16 protein-coding genes are annotated in these 17664 nt (G+C 67.4%); 9 read left to right on the top strand and 7 right to left on the bottom strand.

Annotated elements, in window-relative coordinates:
* Nucleotides 1-53 precede the first annotated feature (53 nt).
* Both ileS and H5V44_RS04010 read left to right on the top strand, forming a co-directional pair.
* Nucleotides 54-3179, top strand: a complete 3126-nt coding sequence (ileS, locus tag H5V44_RS04015) for an isoleucine--tRNA ligase (protein WP_185191820.1) — start codon at nt 54-56, stop codon at nt 3177-3179.
* A 256-nt stretch (nt 3180-3435) separates the two neighbouring features.
* Nucleotides 3436-4524, top strand: a complete 1089-nt coding sequence (locus H5V44_RS04010) for a hypothetical protein (RefSeq protein ID WP_185191819.1) — start codon at nt 3436-3438, stop codon at nt 4522-4524.
* A gap of 242 nt (nt 4525-4766) precedes the next feature.
* Here H5V44_RS04010 and H5V44_RS04005 read toward each other — a convergent pair whose 3' ends face one another.
* Genes H5V44_RS04005 through glpA form a run of 3 tightly spaced genes read right to left on the bottom strand, consistent with a single transcriptional unit; the run spans nt 4767 to nt 9077 of the window.
* The gene (locus H5V44_RS04005) at nt 4767-6065 is read right to left on the bottom strand and encodes an anaerobic glycerol-3-phosphate dehydrogenase subunit C (protein ID WP_185191818.1); all 1299 of its coding nucleotides are present in this window, start codon (nt 6063-6065) and stop codon (nt 4767-4769) included.
* Nucleotides 6062-7318, bottom strand: coding sequence for a glycerol-3-phosphate dehydrogenase subunit GlpB (gene glpB, locus H5V44_RS04000; RefSeq protein ID WP_185191817.1), 1257 nt, complete (start codon nt 7316-7318; stop codon nt 6062-6064). Before glpB ends, H5V44_RS04005 begins: the two co-directional genes overlap by 4 nt.
* Nucleotides 7305-9077, bottom strand: a complete 1773-nt coding sequence (glpA, locus tag H5V44_RS03995; RefSeq protein ID WP_185191816.1) for an anaerobic glycerol-3-phosphate dehydrogenase subunit GlpA — start codon at nt 9075-9077, stop codon at nt 7305-7307. The genes glpB and glpA overlap by 14 nt, the downstream gene beginning before the upstream one ends.
* 186 nt (nt 9078-9263) lie before the next feature.
* On the opposite strand from glpA, the gene H5V44_RS03990 reads away from it, so the two are divergent.
* Nucleotides 9264-9935 carry a phosphoglycolate phosphatase gene (locus H5V44_RS03990; protein ID WP_185191815.1) on the top strand — a complete coding sequence of 224 codons (672 nt, stop codon included), beginning with the start codon at nt 9264-9266 and terminating at the stop codon, nt 9933-9935.
* A 39-nt stretch (nt 9936-9974) separates the two neighbouring features.
* Here the strand turns inward: H5V44_RS03990 and H5V44_RS03985 are convergent, their stop codons facing one another.
* Nucleotides 9975-10178, bottom strand: a complete 204-nt coding sequence (locus H5V44_RS03985; RefSeq protein ID WP_185191814.1) for an HEWD family protein — start codon at nt 10176-10178, stop codon at nt 9975-9977.
* A gap of 80 nt (nt 10179-10258) precedes the next feature.
* Here H5V44_RS03985 and H5V44_RS03980 point away from each other — a divergent pair, with 80 nt between their 5' ends.
* Nucleotides 10259-10813 (top strand): class I SAM-dependent methyltransferase, encoded by a 555-nt coding sequence (locus H5V44_RS03980; protein ID WP_185191813.1) that lies wholly within the window; start codon nt 10259-10261, stop codon nt 10811-10813.
* A 102-nt stretch (nt 10814-10915) separates the two neighbouring features.
* On the top strand, nt 10916-11065 hold the full coding sequence (locus H5V44_RS03975) for a DUF7129 domain-containing putative zinc-binding protein (RefSeq protein WP_185191812.1): 150 nt from the start codon (nt 10916-10918) through the stop codon (nt 11063-11065).
* A 60-nt stretch (nt 11066-11125) separates the two neighbouring features.
* On the opposite strand, the gene H5V44_RS03970 is transcribed toward H5V44_RS03975, so the two are convergent.
* Nucleotides 11126-12034: a DUF368 domain-containing protein gene (locus tag H5V44_RS03970; protein ID WP_185192025.1), complete on the bottom strand. Its 909-nt coding sequence runs from the start codon at nt 12032-12034 to the stop codon at nt 11126-11128.
* A gap of 417 nt (nt 12035-12451) precedes the next feature.
* On the opposite strand from H5V44_RS03970, the gene aglM reads away from it, so the two are divergent.
* From aglM to H5V44_RS03950, 4 genes are all read left to right on the top strand, one after another.
* The gene (aglM, locus tag H5V44_RS03965) at nt 12452-13756 is read left to right on the top strand and encodes a UDP-glucose 6-dehydrogenase AglM (protein WP_343067674.1); all 1305 of its coding nucleotides are present in this window, start codon (nt 12452-12454) and stop codon (nt 13754-13756) included.
* A 103-nt stretch (nt 13757-13859) separates the two neighbouring features.
* Nucleotides 13860-14087 carry a hypothetical protein gene (locus tag H5V44_RS03960; RefSeq protein WP_185191811.1) on the top strand — a complete coding sequence of 76 codons (228 nt, stop codon included), beginning with the start codon at nt 13860-13862 and terminating at the stop codon, nt 14085-14087.
* Between the two features lie 134 nt (nt 14088-14221).
* The gene (locus H5V44_RS03955) at nt 14222-15004 is read left to right on the top strand and encodes a DUF7260 family protein (RefSeq protein WP_185191810.1); all 783 of its coding nucleotides are present in this window, start codon (nt 14222-14224) and stop codon (nt 15002-15004) included.
* An 82-nt stretch (nt 15005-15086) separates the two neighbouring features.
* Complete coding sequence (locus tag H5V44_RS03950; protein ID WP_185191809.1) at nt 15087-16265, top strand: redox-regulated ATPase YchF; 1179 nt, start codon at nt 15087-15089, stop codon at nt 16263-16265.
* 10 nt (nt 16266-16275) lie between these two features.
* Here the strand turns inward: H5V44_RS03950 and H5V44_RS03945 are convergent, their stop codons facing one another.
* Both H5V44_RS03945 and H5V44_RS03940 read right to left on the bottom strand, forming a co-directional pair.
* Nucleotides 16276-17400 carry a pyridoxal phosphate-dependent aminotransferase gene (locus H5V44_RS03945; protein ID WP_185191808.1) on the bottom strand — a complete coding sequence of 375 codons (1125 nt, stop codon included), beginning with the start codon at nt 17398-17400 and terminating at the stop codon, nt 16276-16278.
* A 61-nt stretch (nt 17401-17461) separates the two neighbouring features.
* Nucleotides 17462-17641, bottom strand: coding sequence for a hypothetical protein (locus H5V44_RS03940; protein WP_185192042.1), 180 nt, complete (start codon nt 17639-17641; stop codon nt 17462-17464).
* Nucleotides 17642-17664 lie beyond the last annotated feature (23 nt).

Raw genomic sequence — 17664 nt, 5'->3', positions numbered from 1 at the left:
ACTGCGCGCCGCGTTCCACGGATTTCATATACGTTCGCCGGTAGGTCACCCGTATGGACGAAGTCGACGACCAGTACACGCCCAACGAGGTCGAGTCCTCGGTCGAGGCGTACTGGGACGACGCAGACGCCTACGAGGCGACGAAGGCGGCCCACGCGGACGACCCGGCATTCTTCTTCGTCGACGGGCCGCCGTACACCTCCGGACAGATGCACCTGGGGACGGCGTGGAACAAGACGCTGAAGGACGCGGTCATCCGGTACAAGCGGATGACCGGTCACCGCGTGACCGACCGTCCCGGCTACGACATGCACGGCCTCCCGATCGAGGTGAAAGTCGAGGAGGAACTCGGGTTCGAGACCAAACGCGACATCGAGGAGTACGGCATCGAGCCGTTCATCGACGAGTGCAAGGAGTTCGCCGTGCGCAACCGCGAGGCGATGGACGAGGACTTCCGGTCCATCGGCGTCTGGATGGACTTCGAGGACCCCTACGAGACCATCACCCCCGAGTATATGGAGGCCGCGTGGTGGGCGTTCCAGCAGGTCGACGAGCGGGGCCTAGTCGAGCAGGGCAAACGCTCGGTCAACTACTGTCCGCGGTGTCAGACCGCCATCGCCGCAAACGAGGTCGAGTACGACGAGATCACCTCGCCGTCGATCTACGTGAAGTTCCCGCTGTCGGATCGCGAAGGAAGCCTCGTCATCTGGACCACCACGCCGTGGACCATCCCCGCGAACACCTTCGTTGCGGTCGACGGGGAGATGACCTACCGGGCCGTCCGGGCGGAGAAAGACGACGAAAGCGAGATCCTCTACGTCGCCGAACCCTGCGTCGAGGACGTGCTGAAGCAGGGCCGCTACGAGGAGTACGAAGTCGTCGAGGAGTACACCGGCGAGGACCTCGTCGGCTGGGCGTACGATCACCCGTTGGCCGATCATCTCGACGAGTATGCCGACTTCGAGGGCGCCGGCGAGGTCTACACCGCCGACTACGTCGAGGCCGACCGGACCGGCCTCGTCCACTCCGCGCCCGGTCACGGCCAGGAGGACTTCGGCCGCGGGCAGGAACTCGACCTCGAAACGTTCGTGCCCGTGGACGGGCGCGGGGAGTTCACCGACGCCGCCGGCGACTACGCCGGGACGTTCGTCCGCGACGCCAACGACGACATCATCGCCGACCTCGACGACGCGGGCGTGTTGCTCGCGTCGGGCACCCACGAGCACCGCTACGGCCACTGCTGGCGGTGTGACACGGACATCATCTTCCTGGCGACCGACCAGTGGTTCATCACGGTCACCGACATCAAAGACGACCTCCTGGACAACATCGGCGACTCCGAGTGGTACCCGCAATGGGCCCGCGACAACCGCTTCCGGGACTTCGTCGCCGACGCCCCCGACTGGAACATCTCCCGGCAGCGCTACTGGGGGATCCCGCTGCCGATCTGGCAGGCCGACGACGGCGAGTGGATCGTGGTCGGGACGCGCGAGGAACTCGCCGATCGCGTCGATCAGGAGATCGACCCCGACGAGATCGACCTCCACCGCCCCTCGGTGGACCCGCTGACCATCACCGAGGACGGCACGACCTACGAGCGGGTCCCGGACGTCTTCGACGTCTGGATCGACTCCTCGGTGGCGACGTGGGGGACGCTCGATTACCCCGAGGAGACCGAGGCCCACGACGAACTCTGGCCCGCGGACTTCATCGTGGAGGCCCACGACCAGACCCGCGGGTGGTTCTGGTCACAGTTGGGGATGTCGACGGCCGCCACGGGGCAGACGCCCTACGAACAGGTGATGATGCACGGGTTCGTCAACGACGAGGACGGCCGGAAGATGTCGAAGTCGCTGGGGAACATCGTCACGCCCGAGGAGGCGATCGAGCGCGCCGGCCGGGACCCGCTGCGCGCGTACCTGCTGAGCCACGACCAGCAGGGCGTCGATCTCTCCTTCGAGTGGGACGGCCTCGCGGACATGGAATCGACGCTCAACATCTTCTGGAACGTCTTCCGGTTCCCGCTGCCGTATATGGACCTCGACGGCTACGACCCCGCCGACGCCGACCTCGCTGACGGCGAACTCACGGTCGTCGACGAGTGGGTGCTCTCGCGGCTCCAGTCCGTCGAGGCCGAGGCGCGGGCGGCCTTGGAGGAGTTCCGGATCTCCGACGGCCTCAACGCGGTGCTCGAATTCCTCACCGAGGACGTCTCGCGGTTCTACGTCAAGGCGATCCGCGAGCGGATGTGGGAGGAGGCCGACTCCGATGAAAAACGCGGCGCCTACGCGACGCTTTCGACCGTCCTCGCCGAGTCGATCAGGCTGCTCGCGCCGTTCACGCCGTACCTCACAGAGCGGATGTACCAGATCCTCGACGGCGAGGCCGCGAGCGTCCACGCGCTGTCATACCCCGAGGCCGACCCGACCCTCCGGGACGAGGACCTCGAACGCCGGATGGCGGTGCTCCGGGACGTCGAGGAGGCCGCCGCGAACGCCCGCCAGCAGGGCGGCCGGAAGCTCCGGTGGCCGGTCCGGCGGGTCGTCGTCGCCAGCGACGACGAGGCGGTCGCCGACGGCGTCGAGTCGCTGTCGGGGTTGCTGGCTGACCGCGTCAACGCCCGGTCGGTCGAGGTCGTCTCGGAGTTCGACGAACTGATCGAGCGGGCGGTCCCGGAGATGAGCGTGATCGGCCCGGAGTTCGGCGCCGACGCCCAGCGCGTGATGGGCGAAATCGAGGGCAAGACCCGGGGCGAGTTGGAAGGCGGCGTCGAGGTCGACGGCGAGACCTACGAACTGACCGACGAGATGGTCTCCTACGAGGCCGAACCCCCCGAGCACGTCTCCGCGGCGGAGTTCGACGGCGGCACGGTCTACGTCGACACCGAACTCACCGACGACATCGAGGCCGAGGGCTACGCCCGCGACGTGGTGCGGCGGATCCAGGAGATGCGCAAACGCCTGGAGCTGGACGTCGAAACCGAGATCCACACCGCGGTCGACATCGCCGACGACCGAGTGGCCGGCTTCGTGGACCGTCACCGCGAGTACGTGGCCACCGAGACCCGGAGCCGCGAGGTGACCGACGGGGAGCCCGAAGACGGCGAGTGGGAACTGATCGAGGAGTGGGACGTTGAGGGCGTCGCGGTGACGATCGGGGTCGATTCGGTCGACGGGTAGCCGGCGTCGGACCGTCGGAATACTGGCATTTTGACTCTATTGAGATGCTATTGATTCAACGCGATCCCGACTGAAATAGCCGTGAGAACCTGCGTGCGAATGTACCGCTGAGAATTCTACCAGATTACGGTGGTTTTTACAACAGCTTGCTGCATACAGGGCGCGAACCCGTCACGAGGTGGGGTTCGACAGCGACGAGCGGCTAATCGTCACTGGCTCCAATAAGATAAAGAAGTCTGCGCGGAGATGACTCTCTATGTCTGCCGAGGAGAAGTATCGGAGTACTCTTGTCGTCGAAATCATCGCTCAAAAAGCAGGATTCGACACCCTCTCCGAGCAACTCTTCGGGTCTGATTCGCACGGCCTCTACCTATTCGTCTGTCTCGGGCTTTTCATCGAGTATGCAATCTTCGACGTATACAACTACTTCGTGACCGGAAAAAGCTCCTTCATCACCTCTCCGAACACTCTGGCGATTCCGGCAATGACCGTCCTCGGTGTCGTCGGGCTACGATACCTTCACCACGAGTACGCCAGTGCAGTCGTCGGAATCGGTGTCGAAGATGAACATATGAGTGTCGACCAGGATGTTCAGGACGAATTCGAAGGACTCGTCTCATTTCGGCTCCGCCTCGGCGCGTACGTCACAGGACTGATATGCTACTACGCGTTCGTGGGCAGCGTCTTTGGAGCCTTCGGACTCATCGAAATCGGTGGTCTCGGGCTCGTACTCTACGCCCAACTGGTAACCTTTCCGCTGATCATCATCCCCGTTCTCGCGGAGCTTACAATCTCGTACGTCGCGATACACATCCTCGTTCCACGGCGGCTCAAAAAAACAGATATGGGACTGTTCTTCTACGACCCACGGAATCTTGGCGGCTTCGAACCGATTGGTGAGTTGCTCAAGCACTCGTACTATATCTATACAGCCATCCTTCTGCTGTGGTTTCTCCAGACCCATTTGCCAGTCATCTTCTCCAGCGTGCTGAACAGCCCATACCCGAGCCCGGACCCCTTCTTCCAGGTAATCCTCTCGGCGTTCTGGTTCGTGGGTGTAGTCAGCATCGGGTACTCGATGTACCACGTCCACTCGCTGATGAAATCGAAGAAAGAAGAGCGAGTCAGCACGCTCGAAGACGAAATCAAGGATATCGTCGAAGATCCATACGATGCGACCCCGACGAACATCACCGACGACGAACGGTACGAGAACGCACAGAAGAATCTCGAAGAGGTGAAGCAGACCAAGACGTATCCGACCACGTTCACTATGTGGTCGCAGATCTTCCTTAGCGTCCTACTCCCCCAAGCCCTGAATATGGCCGTACAACTCCCTCAATAGGGGATAGAATAGAGTATTCTCGACCGGTTGATACACAGGCGTACCCTCCTTCCGCCTCGGGTTCGCCTCCAGCCTTTTCGTCCGGGAACCGCGCTCATACTGACTGCATCTTCTATCTTCAGCAGGCGACTCTTGACAGTTGATATATATTTATGAAGTAGGCGTGACGTAGCGTTCGTCTGTATTGAGCGATTAGCTGTGGGAAATATCCGCTTCTGAGTGATTGAGTCGACCGGGCTTCCCTAACAGAGCGCCTCCTCCAACAGTTGCAGCGGGTGTTTGATCTCGTAGCCCGTGCCGTGTTCCATCTGCATCGAGCAGGTCGGGCACTCGGTCATCCCGACCTCGCCCGCGGCGTCGTGCATATGCTCGAACATGTCCTCGCCGATCTTCATCGAGGTCTCGTACTTCTCCTCTTTCCACCCGTAGGTCCCGGAGATGCCCGAACACGAGTCGCCGACGTCCTCCATCTCGACGCCGTCGACCTCGCGGAACAGCTCGACCGCCTGCCGATCCAGCCCCTGGTTCCGGGCGTGACACGGCGCGTGGTACGCGAAGGCTTGCTCGTCGACGGCGGCGTCGGCGAGTGCGCCGTCCAGGTCCTCGTGGATCCGGAGGTACTCCAGGGACTCGTAGGTGTTCGCGGCGACCTCCTCGATCCCGGATAGCTGGAACAGTTCAGGGTACTCCTGGCGGAGCGACATCGAACACGAGGTACAGGACGCGATGACGTCGTAGCCCTCCTCCAGCAGGTCCGAGAGTTCGGAGACGTTCACCGACGCCGCGCGCTCGGCGTCGTCGAGCATCCCGTTTGCGAACATCGGCGTCCCGGAGCACCGCTGGCGGGGGACGACGACCTCGTAGCCGAACTCCTCGAAGACGCGAACCATCGCTTTGCCGACCTCGGGGGTGTTGTAATTGGAGTAACAGCCGTGGAAGTACGCGACGCGCTTGTCCTCGGATTGGACCTGCGGCCCGCCCCGCTCGCGCCACCACTCCCGGAACGTCCGGGTCGCGAACGCGGGGAAGTCGCGCTCTGCAGTGATCCCGAGCAGTTTCTCGTTGAGTCTCTGCACCAGGGAGTTGCCCATCACGAGGTTGGTGAGCCGCGGCACCTTGCTCCCGAGGCGGGCGAGCGTGCCGTAGTTCGCGAGAATTCGATTCCGGACGTACTCCCGGGAGAGCTTGCTCATCTGCTCGTCGACGTACTCTCCCCGGGCGGTGTTGTGCATCTGGCTCAGCGGCACCCCGGAGGGGCAGGCGTCGTCGCACCGCATACAGTTCGAGCAGGACATGATCGAGTCGTCGACCTCGACGTCGTCCTTCCGTTTGAGCCGCCACTGCTCGGGGCCCTGGAACTTCGGCCCGGGGAAGTCGTCGTCGACCTCCGCGACCGGGCAGGTGGTGTCGCAGACCGAACACTTATAACAGTTGTCCGCGCCCGGCCGGAGGTCCATCTCCCCGTCCTCGAACACCGAAACCGGCTCGAAATCGTCCTGTACCGTCGGCTCCGTCGATTGTGGGAATTCAGCGTCACTCATTGTGCTACCTCCTCGCCGGCCCGGCGGCCGGCGTACGTCCCGGTCGCGATCGAGACGCCGGCGGCGGACTTCTCCCGGGCGACGTCGGCGCCACCGAGAACGCCGCCGGCGGCCCGGAGGTTCGGGAAGTGGACCGCACTGTCGGCGTCGGTCGGCCGGAGGTCGTCGTCGGGGACGACCCCGAACCGCGCGAACGCGTGGTCGCCGAACGCCTCGGACTCGGACCACTCGTAGCGGTCCTCCGGGTGGGGAACGTGACAGCCGAACAGCGGCTCGGAGACTGACTCGCGGTCCGAATCGATCCCCTTCCCGACGAGCCCGCCCGTGGCGAGCACGAACTCCGTCGCGTGGTACGGGACTTCCTGGCCGCGGCGGTCCACGGTCACTGCGGTGAGCCGGCCGTCCTCGGCCTCGTACCCCACCGCGGGGTTCCCGGTCGAGAGTCGGACCTCCGCCCGTTCCAGGGCGTCGATCAGTTGGTCCTCGAGCTGCATCCCGAGCAGGCTGGGCGGGCCGGTCGGGATCTGGAAGACCGCGACGCCCAGCCGATCCTCAAGATACTCGCGGACCGCCGTCCCGTGGTCGTCACCCAGCATCGCGGGGAACCCGACCCGGTCGTGGCCGTCGATCCCGGCGGCGACGGTCCCGGCTAGGCGGTCGCGGACGTCCTCCTGATCCTCGTCTATGGCCTTTGCGAATCGGGTGGTCCGGGCGTCGTCGCGGAACTGTATCGGAAACTCCACGACCGCGCCGTCGACGTCGAACGGAACCCCCGCCGCTTCGAGGTGGGCCGCGGCCGCGACGGGGTCGAAGTCGGTCAGCCCGCGGAACCCGACGAGCAGGGTGTCCTCGGCGGCGCTCGCCAGCCCGGGCGCGACCGAGACGGGGTACCGCGCGGTCGGCTTGATCGTCCCGCCGTGGGTGGGAACGAGGGCGTTGCGGTCGGTGTGGCTCCCCAGATACCGGTCGCCGACCACGTCGTCGAACCGCCGGAGCCCCTCGCGGATCCCCTCGGCGCCGACGACCCGGTAGGGGTGTTCCTCGGGGAGTCGGTCGAGCGCGGCGAAGGGGTCGGCGATCGGCGCGTCGCCGTCGACCGCGCCGAGGACGTCGATCAGGCCGCTGGCCTGCCGGAGCGTGCTCTTCTTGTGGGAGATCAGCCGGACCCCCGCGCCCGACTCGGCGGCCGAAAGCGCCGCCATCGACCCCGCGAGACCGCCGCCGATCACGACGACGTCGTCACGAATCGGCATCGGACCCTCCGGAGGTGCCGCCGTCGGCGACCGCATCGTCGGTCGTGACGCCGGATTCCCGGCCGTCGTCGGCGGTCGAGACCGTCCCCGGTCCCGCGTCGAACGCCCCGAAGTCGACCGGTTCGTCGCTCGCCGCCGGGTCGGCGTCGCGGTTCATCGTCGTCGCGTGGAGCAGGTGTTTCAACATCGCCTGTGAGAGCTGCTGGCCCCACAGCGCGTGGCGCTCGCCCGTCCAGCGCTCCTGGTAGAGGTCGTCTAAGGCGTCGCGGGCGACGGCCTCGTCGTACTCGGGGACGAGTTCGTTCGCCATCCGGTGACAGCAGAACGCGCCCTGGCAGTTCCCCATCGACGCGCGGGTCCGGAGCCGCACCGCGTTGAGTTCCGAGCCCGCGCCGTCGATGGCATCGTGGATCTCCGCGCGGGTGACGGCCTCGCACTCACACACGGTGGGGTTGGGGCCGTCCCACTCGCCGATCACCTCGTCGATCCGCGAGCCGAGGCGTTCGGCGCTCCGACGGCCGACCGGCGACCGGAGCCCGAACTCGTCCATCCAGTCCCGCAGCACCGAGAAGTCCTCGGAGCCCGGCAGCGGCTCCTCGGCGGTCCGGCACTCGGCGTCGACACCGAGGCGATCACAGACGTGATCGGCGATCCTCTCGGCCATAAGCCGGTAGGTGGTCAGCTTCCCGCCGACGATCGAGGTCAGGCCGGGGAGGTCATCGCGGTCGTCGTGATCGAGCAGGAAGAAGTCCCGCGTGATGTCGGTCGGGTCGTCGCTGCCGACCTCGGGGGGCTCGTACAGCGGGCGGACGCCCCAGAAGGAGCGGATGGTCCGGGCCTCCGAGAGCATCGGCACCAGTTCCGAGAGGGTGTCGATCATCAGATCCACCTCCCACCCCTCCTCGGGGTAGTCCTCGGGATCGTCGACCTCGACGTCCGTCGTCCCCAGGATGCAGGTCGTCTCGTGGGGGACGACGATGTCGGCGTCGCCCTTCGGCTTGCACCGGTTGATCACGGTGTCGACCTGCCGGACGTTCATGATCGTCATCACGCCCTTCGAGGGCCGGACCGCCACGTCGACGCCCGCCATCTCGCCGATCTGTCCGGCCCACGCGCCGGTGGCGTTGATCACGTGGTCGGCGTAGATCTCCTCGCGCTCGCCGGCCTCGCCGTGGACGAACGGCCCCTCGCCGGCGGCGTGTTCGACTTCGACCCCGACGACCTCGCCGTCCTCGACGAGGACGTCCGTGACCTCCGCGTGCGTCTCGACGCGCGCGCCGTGGTCGACGGCGTCGGCGGCGTTGGCGACGCAGAGTCTGAACGGGTCGACGGCGCCGTCGGGCACCCGGATCGCCCGCTCGATATCGGCCGCGAGGTGGGGCTCGATCTCGCGGGCCTCCTCGGCGGAGAGGACCTCCGCGGGAATGCCGCACTCCCGGCACCCCTCCAGCTTCCGCTCGAAGTACTCGTCCGTGTCCTCGGGGCGCTGAACGAACAGCCCGCCGGTCATCTCGACGCAGTGGGTCGCGATCCGGCGGAGCACGCGGTTCTCCGCGATGCACTCCCGTGCGGACGATTGATCGGAGACCGCATACCGGCCGCCGCTGTGGAGCAGGCCGTGCATCCGCCCGGTCGTGCCGTGGGTGAGGTTCCCCTTCTCGACCAAGGTGACGTCGAGGCCGCGCATCGCGAGGTCCCGCACGATGCCACAGCCGGTGGATCCCCCGCCGATCACGAGGACGCTCGGCGCGTTGCTCATCTGTTGTTCGCCATTCGGCCAGCACGTACTTTACAGTAGCGTCTGGCGGCGTGGATAACTTTCGGCTGTCGGCCCCATCCGGTTGTACTGTCGGCTCCGGACCCGGCCAACGGCGTCGGCGGGGGCATCGCGGCAGGCTCCGGCGCAGTCGTAGGGTCTTTGCCCGTCGCCCGCGAATCCGCGTCGATGACCGCAGCAACGCCGCCGCTCGTGCTCGACATCGACGGGACGCTCACCGACGGGTCAGGCCGCCTCGACCCCCGAATCTTCGAGTACCTTCCGGAGTGGGAGGCACCGCTCGTGCTCGCCACGGGGAAGGCGTTTCCCTACCCGGTGACCCTCTGTCACTTCCTGCAGATCGACGAGACGGTGATCGCGGAGAACGGCGGCGTCGTCCTCGCCGACGGGGAGGTCTCCTACCAGGGCGATCCGGAGCGCGCCGCCGAGGCGGTCGCCACCTTCGAGGAGCGCGGCGGCGACCTGGAGTGGTCGGGGTTTGATTCGATCAACAACTGGCGGGAGACCGAGATCGCCGCCAGCGTCTCCGCGGACTTGGGGCTGCTGCGGTCGGTCGCCGCGGAGTACGACCTCGAAGTGTTCGACACCGGCTACGCCTACCACCTCAAGACGCCGGGCGTCGAGAAGGGGGTCGGGCTGAGAGCCGTCGCCGACACCCTGGATCTCGACCCCGCGGAGTTCGTGGCCGTCGGCGACAGCATCAACGACGCGTCGATGTTCGAGGTCGCGGGGCGCTCCTTCGCCGTCGCCAACGCCGACGACGCGGCCCGGGAGGCCGCCGACGCCGTCGTCGAGGGGTCGTACTTCGACGGCACGGCCTCGGTGCTGGACTCGCTGTGATCGGGCGGGGGCAGTTCCCGGTGGACGAACCGCTGCCGCCTACCCCTCGACCGTCTCGCGGCGCTCCGCGAAGGGCACGAACGAGCCGTTGATGTCCCACTCGTGGATGCAGTAGAGGCTCCCGACGGGCGGGTCGTCGTCGCCCGGGGCGACGCGCCAGGTGCCCGCGTCCTCGTCCCAGACCTCGGCGCGGCCGCACAGTTCACACGACCGTTCGTCGGGGGTTCGGAGTTCCGGGTACATATACGGCTCTCGGCGACGGAAGGTGTTAATCCTGACTCCCGCGGCGAAGTGTTTTACCCGCTACCCGTCGGAGAAGCGGTATGGGATTCCACACGTTCTCGATCGACCGCGCCGACGACCTCGAGGAGACGGACCGCTATCGGTTCGGGTCCCGAGAGGAGCTGCTGAGTGCGCTCGCTCCCGGCGGCGAGGAAGTCGTCGCGGACGTCGGCAGCGGGACCGGCTTCTACACCGACGAGTTCGCACCGTACGTCGGGCGGATGTACGCGGTCGACGTCCAAGCGGAGATGCACGATCGCTACCGCGAGAAAGGGGTGCCGGACAACGTCGAGTTCGTGACCGCGGAGGCGTCGTCGCTGCCGTTCGAGGACGACGAACTCGACGCCGCGGTCTCGACGATGACGTACCACGAGTTCGCTTCCGACGCCGCAATCGCTGAACTCGCCCGCGTGATCCGGCCGGGCGGTCGCGTGGTCACCCTCGATTGGTCGCGGGACGGCACCGGGACCGACGGCCCGCCGGTCGACGAGCGGTTCGGACTGGCGGACGCGGTCGAGGCCTTCGAGGCCGCCGGCTTCCGGACCGTCGACGCCGCGACCCGTTTCGAGACGTTCCTCCACACCGCCGTGCGATAACGACCGAAAGCCACACTCGTCGTACACTCCGTACGGTAACTGTCGATATGTTTCGATACGGCGGGAGAAACAATTATTACTACATATGTCGCTAGTAGCTGTATGACAATGTACAACGGCGAGGTCGACCCGTACCACCCCGGGGACGGCTACTACGAGTGCGTCGAGTGTGGCGCCCGCGGGGAGACGAACGGCGTCTGCGGGAACTGCGGGAGCGATGCGCTCGTGAACATCGCGGTCCCGCGGGAGTGAGGGCAGGCGTCGGTAGGAGCCCGCTCGGAGGATCTCGTCGCACCGTCTCACTCTGACCGGTCAGGGCCCGCCGTCGATATCGAGGCCGGTGTAGCGTTCCAGGAGTACCACCAGGACCGCGCCGATGGCGGCGGCGGCCGCGAACGTCACGACCGCGGTCGGAGTCCAGCCCCGGCCGAGTTCGGCCAGTTGTTCGCTCGTCCGAACCACCGGCGCGCGGAGCGCCCCGACGATCAACGCCACCAGGAACGCGAGCGTCGTCGCGCGGTCGCGGTCGAGCGCCCACCTGACCGCGTGAGCCACGGAGAACAGTCCGACGAGCGCGCCGGCGACGAACGCGACGACGACGGTTCCGTACTCCACGATCGGGGCGATCGGGCCGCCGGTCGCGGCCGCGAACAGGGCATCGACGAAGGCCGACAGCGTCCCCGTGAGGTAGGTGTACTGTCCGAGGATGATGAGGAACAGCGACCCCGAGATCCCCGGGAGGATCATCGCGCTCACCGCGATCGCGCCGGCGACGACGGTGACGGGGAGGCTCCGGCCCAGCGCCGCGGCGGCCTCCCCCGAGACGACGAACGCCAGCGAGAAGCCGGCGACGACGGCGACGACGCGGCCCGGCGTGTCGAGGGCGACCTCCGAGAACAGCACCCACGCCGAGGCCGCGATGAGGCCGAAGAAGAACCCGAACGTGACAACCGGCGCCGACTCGATCCCGACGTGGACGACCCGCGTGACGGTCAGGATCGCGGTGAATACGCCGGCCACGAGGACGGTGAGGAAGCCGGCGTCGACCGCCCGGAGCGCGTCGGCCGCGTCGGCGCGGCGCCCCGGGAGCGGGCCGAGCGCGACCGCCAGCAGCCTGTCGGGGGAGACCGCGGTGATCGCGGCGATCAGCCGCTCGTAGATCCCGGTGATGAGGGCGATCGTCCCGCCGGAGACGCCCGGGACGGCGTCGGCGGCGCCCATACACAGGCCCTTGAGGTAGACGACGAGCCACGCGGTGTGCCCGGCCCCCCCCGCGACCGCCCGCTCCGGGGGATCGTCGGCGTCGCCCGACCGGTCGCGCTCGTTCGACATACACCCCCGTTCGGCGGCCCCCTACTCCGGGCTTTCGCTTTCACCGTACAGTCTGGTCGTGTTTAGTTGAGCGAAAACCGGCCGCGAAACCACCTCCGGGCGGGACTGGAAGGGGCCGCGCTCTCGACGAAGACGGGTGACGCGAGCACCGCAGGAGTGAACGGAGTGAGCGACGAGGAGCGCGGCGAGGCCATCGAGTCGAGAGCGCGGGGGCTTCCAAGGTTGTATCCCTCCCGTTCTCACCGACCTCACTCCTAACTAAACAGTACCTACAGTCTGACGCGAAAATTGAAACCGACGGCCGGCGTGCAATCGGCTAAGCGGATCAGCATCGTCGGCAGCGGCTACGTCGGGACGACGATCGCGGCGTGCTTTGCGGACGTCGGCCACGACGTCGTCAACGTCGACATCGACGAGGGGATCGTCGCGTCGCTCAACGACGGCCGCCCGCCGATCCACGAACCCGGCCTGGAGGAGTTGGTCGCCGAACACGCCGGCGAACGGCTCCGCGCTACGACCGACTACGCCGCGGTGCGGGACACCGACGTGACGTTCCTCGCGCTCCCGACGCCCGCCGAGGAGGACGGCCACATCGACCTCTCGGTTATGAAGGCGGGCGCGCGGTCGCTCGGCGCGGCGCTCGGCGAGATCGACGGCTCCCACGTGGTGGTGACAAAGAGCACGGTGGTTCCGACCACCACCGAAGAAACCATCGCACCCATCGTCGCCGAGGAGTCGGGGATGACGGTCGGCGAGGACCTCCACGTGGGGATGAATCCCGAGTTCCTCCGCGAGGGAAGCGCGGTCGCGGACTTCCTCGATCCCGACAAGGTCGTGCTGGGTGCCGGGACCGACCGGGCACGGGAGTCACTCCGGAGCACCTTCGATCCGCTGGTTGAGGGGGCCGACGACCCGCCGGTGATCGAGACCGGGATCGCGGAAGCCGAGATGATCAAGTACGCCAACAACGGCTTTCTGGCGGCGAAGATCTCGCTGGCCAACGACATCGCCAACATCTGCAAGGAGTACGACATCGACTCCGAAGCGGTGCTTTCGGCGATCGGGCTCGACCACCGCATCGGCTCCGCGTTCCTCGGCGCGGGCGTCGGCTGGGGCGGAAGCTGTTTCCCCAAGGACGTCGCCGCGATCATCGCGGCCGCCCGCGACGTGGGCTACGAACCGGCGATGCTGGAGGCCGCCGTCGAGGTGAACGACCGCCAGCCCGTGCGGCTCTTGGAACGCCTCCGGGAGTACGTCGACCCGGCCGGCGCGCGGGTGGCGGTGCTCGGTCTCGCGTTCAAGCCCGGGACCGACGACATCCGGAACTCCAGAGCGATCCCGCTCGTGGAGGCGCTGTCGGCGGCGGGATCGGAGATCGTCGGCTACGACCCCGTCGCGACCGACAACTTCCGGGCACGGTACCCCGACATCGACTACGCCGACTCCGCGGCTGCCGCCTTGGACGGCGCCGACGCAGCCCTCGTGGTCACCGACTGGCCGGAGTTCGCCGACCTCGACGGCGAGTTCGACGGGATGTCGACCCCGGTCGTCGTCGACGGGCGTCGGATCGTGACCCGCCGCGAGGGCATCGTCTACGAGTCCCTCGTGTAAGCCACCCGGAAGCCGTTCGCATCGACAGCGACCGGGCCGCAGGAGACCCAGTTCGTCGGAACCGGCAAAAGAGTCAGGATCCTCCGCTACAGTGTGTGGTAGTATGCCAAGGATCACCGTCGAGGTGGACGCGGACCTGAAACGGCAGATGGAGAGGCACCCGACCGTCGACTGGGACGAGATCGCCAGACACGCCATCAGGGAACGGGTCCAGACGCTCGAACTCGTCGACGAGGTGACCGCGGACGTCGAACTGACCGAGACCGACGCCGCCGAACTCGCCGACAGGATCGACGAGATCGCCGAGGAGCGGATCGCCGAGGAGTCGTAGGGAGGGGACCCTGCCGGTCGCCCGCAGCGACGACCGTGAGCGCTACAAGTTCCTCCGTATCGATCAATACCGGTTCCACCGTCTCCGGAGGCCTATTATAAGCGTTTACCACCGCTTCGGGCGGAACGGCATCTATGTCCACTACGGCCGTTCGGACGGGGACGGCATCGCGGTCGGTCGTCGACGCCCTCCAGTCGCGTCTCGACGCGGAACGGCGCGCCGTCACCGAGGAGATGGACGCCTTCGACGCGTTTCTGGACCGTCTCGGGTCCGTCGATCCGGGTCGGCCCGCGCCCGCCGCCGGCCTCGACGCGTTCGACCGTCGCAGCGGCGGTGCCGGCCTCGATGCGGTCAGATCGGCGTACGAGGATACCGTGATGTCAGTCACGCACTACGACGAGGAGTACGGAGACACCTACCGGCAGAGCGTCGTCGAGGAGTTCGGCCCCGAGATCGGCGTCGCACTGACCGAGGGCCCGTGTCTCCACCCGCATCTCAAACGGATGGTAACGGAGAAGGCCCAGCAGTGCCGGGCCGAGCGGGAGCGGTTCCTCGAAATACTCGAAACCGAGGTCGAGTCCGTCGAGGCGGTCGGAGGCGGGGTTCGGGAGATCCGGTCGGAACTCCCCGAGTTCGACCCCGATCCGCCGTCCACCCAGGGGTTCGGCGCGCTCGAAGCCGAGTGGCGTCGGCTCGACCGCTTGGAGGAGGAGATCGACCAGTTCGCGGCCGATCGCCAGCGGGCGATCATCCGCCAGCGGCGGTCGTTCGCGCTGCCGACGGCGGCGCCGGACGTGCCGACCTACCTCTACGGGGAGTTCGACGACGAGTACCCGCTGCTGTCGGTCTGTGTCGACCTTCGCGAGCGGGTTCGGACGCGGAAGTCCGGGCGGGAACGGAAGCTCGCGGGGGGGTGAGGCCCTCGTCACAGTCGGCGACGGGGGTGCCGACGGCGCCGCGGACGGAAACGTACTTCCCGCCGTCGGCCGTCCTTCCGGTATGCTCTCCCTGGCGCTCGCGGGGAAACCCAACGCGGGCAAGTCTACCTTCTACAAGGCGGCGACGATGGCCGACGTCGACGTGGGAAACTACCCGTTCACCACCATCGACCCGAACCGCGGCGTGACCCACGCCCGGGCCCGGTGTCCGTGTCTCGACCGCGAGGAACGGTGCGGCAACTGCGAGGACGGCATCCGGTACGTGCCGGTCGAACTCCTCGACGTCGCCGGGTTGGTCCCCGGCGCCCACGAGGGCCGCGGCCTGGGCAACCAGTTCCTCGACGCCCTGACCGACGCCGACGCCATCCTCTCGGTGGTCGACGCCGCCGGGGAGACCGACGCCGAGGGCGAACCCCTCGAGGTCGGCGCCTTCGATCCGCTCGAGGAGGCCGATTTCGTCGAGGAGGAACTCGAACAGTGGCTCGCGGGGATCATCGAGAAGAACTGGGAAACCGTCGTCCGAAAGTCCCGGTCGCCGGACTTCGACATCGACGACGCCCTCACCGAGATGTTGACCGGGTTCGGCGCCACCGTCTACGACGTCGCGGCGTCGCTGCGGGCGGTGGAGTACCCCGAGGACCCCCAGCAGTGGACCGACGACGACCGCGAACGGCTGGCGCGGGACGTCCGCGACCGTACGAAACCGATCGTCCTGGTCGCGAACAAGGCGGATGTCGCACCGGAGGGCAACGTCGACCGACTGCGCGAGGGGACCGACGTACCGGTGGTGGCGGCGACCGCCGACGGCGAACTCGCCTTGCGGACCGCCGCCGACGCCGGCGTGATCGAGTACCACCCGGGCGATCCGGACTTCGACGTGGAAGGCGACCTCTCCGACGCCCAACGCGACGGCCTCGAAACGATCCGCGAGGTGATGACCGGGAACGACGGTACCGGCGTCCAAGCCGCCATCGACGCTGCGGTCTACGACACCCTCGATATGATCACCGTCTACCCCGTTCAAAACGAGACCCGGTGGACTGACGGGAGCGGGGAGACCCTCCCCGACGCCGTTCTCCTGTCTCGGGGGTCGACGCCGAAGGACCTCGCCTACGCCGTCCACTCCGACATCGGCGACGGCTACCTCCACGCGGTCGACGCGCGGTCGGACCGCCGGATCGGCGAGGACCACGAACTCGAGGAGGGCGACGTCGTGAAAGTCGTGAGTACCGCGAACTGAGCGACGACTGTCAGTCCGTCACCGCGTCGTAGGCGTCGGCCATAATTTCGAGCGCTTCCTCCAGGGACGCCTCGTCGGTCGCATACGAGAGCCGCGCCTTCCCGCGGCCGCCCTCGCCGAACGCTTCCCCCGGAACGACGATCACGCCGCGCTCCAGGCACTCGTCGACGAACCCCTCGGGAACTTCGGGCATACAGTAGAACGCGCCGCCGGGCGTCGGCACGTCGAGGCCGATGTCGCAGAGCCCCTCGACGACGAGGTCGCGTCGCCGCCGGAAGGAGTCGGTCATCTCGGTCACGAGGTCCTGCGGGCCGGTGAGCGCCGCCTCCGCGGCGAACTGCGAGGGCGCGGCCGCGCACGCCTGGGCGTACTGGTGGACGCGGAGCATCCGCTCGATCCGGTCGGGCGCGGCCGTGACCCACCCGAGCCGCCACCCCGTCATCGAGTAGAGCTTCGACGCGGAGTTGACGACCACGACGTTGTCGCGGTCGGCGAACTCCAGCGGCGACCGGAACTCGCCGTCGAAGACCGTGTACTCGTAAACCTCGTCGGAGATGCAGAGCACGTCGTGGTCGTCGGCGATCCGGGCGAACTCGCGGACGTCCTCGGGCGGCGACACCGCGCCGGTGGGGTTGCCGGGGCTGTTGAGGACGAACGCCGCGGTGTCGTCGGTGATCGCGGCCTCGACCGCCGCGGGATCGAGCGTGAGGTCGTCGCGGAGCGGGACCGGAACGGGCGTCCCGCCCGCGAGCCGCGTCAGGGCGTCGTAGGAGACGAACCCTGGATCCGGGATCAACACCTCGTCGCCGGGGTCGAGGTGAGCCTCCATCACGATGTGGAGCGCCTCCGACCCGCCGGCGGTGGCGATCACGTCCGCGGGGTCGACGTCGACGCCCTGGTCGCGGGCGTGCTTGTCGGCGACGGCCTCCCGGAGGGATTCCATCCCCTTGTTTTCGGTGTAGCCGTCGGCGAGGCCCTCGCGAATCGCCGCCGCGGCCGCCTCGCGGGCGTGGGCCGGGGCCGCGAAGTCCGGTTGGCCGAGCCCGAGGTTGATCGCGTCCTCGCCGGCGGCCTCGAACACCTCGCGGATCCCGCTGATCGACACTTCCTCGACGCGCTCGGAGAACTTCGTCATACCCGTGGAGGAGTGGGCCACCGGGTTAGGTCTTGCTTCCGCCGTCGCGGGAGCAGCGGCGTCACTCCGTCGCCTCCCGCAGCCGTTCGACGTGGTTCATCACCACGGAGAGGGTCGCGTCGGCGTCGGTGTACCCGCGCTCGTAGTCGTCGTAGGCGGCGTCGATGTCGTCGAGGACGCCCGAGACGACCGCGCCGAGCGGCTGGGCCTCGGAATCGGTGGTGTGGGGTTCGTCGGTCACAGGTCGGCTTCCCCGGCGACGGT

The sequence above is a fragment of the Halobellus ruber genome, from assembly GCF_014212355.1.
GTDB lineage: Archaea > Halobacteriota > Halobacteria > Halobacteriales > Haloferacaceae > Haloquadratum > Haloquadratum rubrum.
This window is presented reverse-complemented; position numbering and strand designations above follow the sequence as displayed.

Bases quoted from the DNA above. Each gene is read 5' to 3' on its own strand.
- glpB (WP_185191817.1), bottom strand. From the start codon at position 7,318: ATGCCGATTCGTGACGACGTCGTCGTGATCGGCGGCGGTCTCGCGGGG.
- H5V44_RS03955 (WP_185191810.1), top strand. From the start codon at position 14,222: ATGTCCACTACGGCCGTTCGGACGGGGACGGCATCGCGGTCGGTCGTC.
- H5V44_RS04005 (WP_185191818.1), bottom strand. From the start codon at position 6,065: ATGAGTGACGCTGAATTCCCACAATCGACGGAGCCGACGGTACAGGAC.
- ileS (WP_185191820.1), top strand. From the start codon at position 54: ATGGACGAAGTCGACGACCAGTACACGCCCAACGAGGTCGAGTCCTCG.
- glpA (WP_185191816.1), bottom strand. From the start codon at position 9,077: ATGAGCAACGCGCCGAGCGTCCTCGTGATCGGCGGGGGATCCACCGGC.
- H5V44_RS04010 (WP_185191819.1), top strand. From the start codon at position 3,436: ATGTCTGCCGAGGAGAAGTATCGGAGTACTCTTGTCGTCGAAATCATC.
- H5V44_RS03990 (WP_185191815.1), top strand. From the start codon at position 9,264: ATGACCGCAGCAACGCCGCCGCTCGTGCTCGACATCGACGGGACGCTC.
- H5V44_RS03985 (WP_185191814.1), bottom strand. From the start codon at position 10,178: ATGTACCCGGAACTCCGAACCCCCGACGAACGGTCGTGTGAACTGTGC.
- H5V44_RS03945 (WP_185191808.1), bottom strand. From the start codon at position 17,400: ATGACGAAGTTCTCCGAGCGCGTCGAGGAAGTGTCGATCAGCGGGATC.
- H5V44_RS03975 (WP_185191812.1), top strand. From the start codon at position 10,916: ATGACAATGTACAACGGCGAGGTCGACCCGTACCACCCCGGGGACGGC.
- H5V44_RS03960 (WP_185191811.1), top strand. From the start codon at position 13,860: ATGCCAAGGATCACCGTCGAGGTGGACGCGGACCTGAAACGGCAGATG.
- H5V44_RS03950 (WP_185191809.1), top strand. From the start codon at position 15,087: ATGCTCTCCCTGGCGCTCGCGGGGAAACCCAACGCGGGCAAGTCTACC.
- H5V44_RS03980 (WP_185191813.1), top strand. From the start codon at position 10,259: ATGGGATTCCACACGTTCTCGATCGACCGCGCCGACGACCTCGAGGAG.
- H5V44_RS03970 (WP_185192025.1), bottom strand. From the start codon at position 12,034: ATGGGCGCCGCCGACGCCGTCCCGGGCGTCTCCGGCGGGACGATCGCC.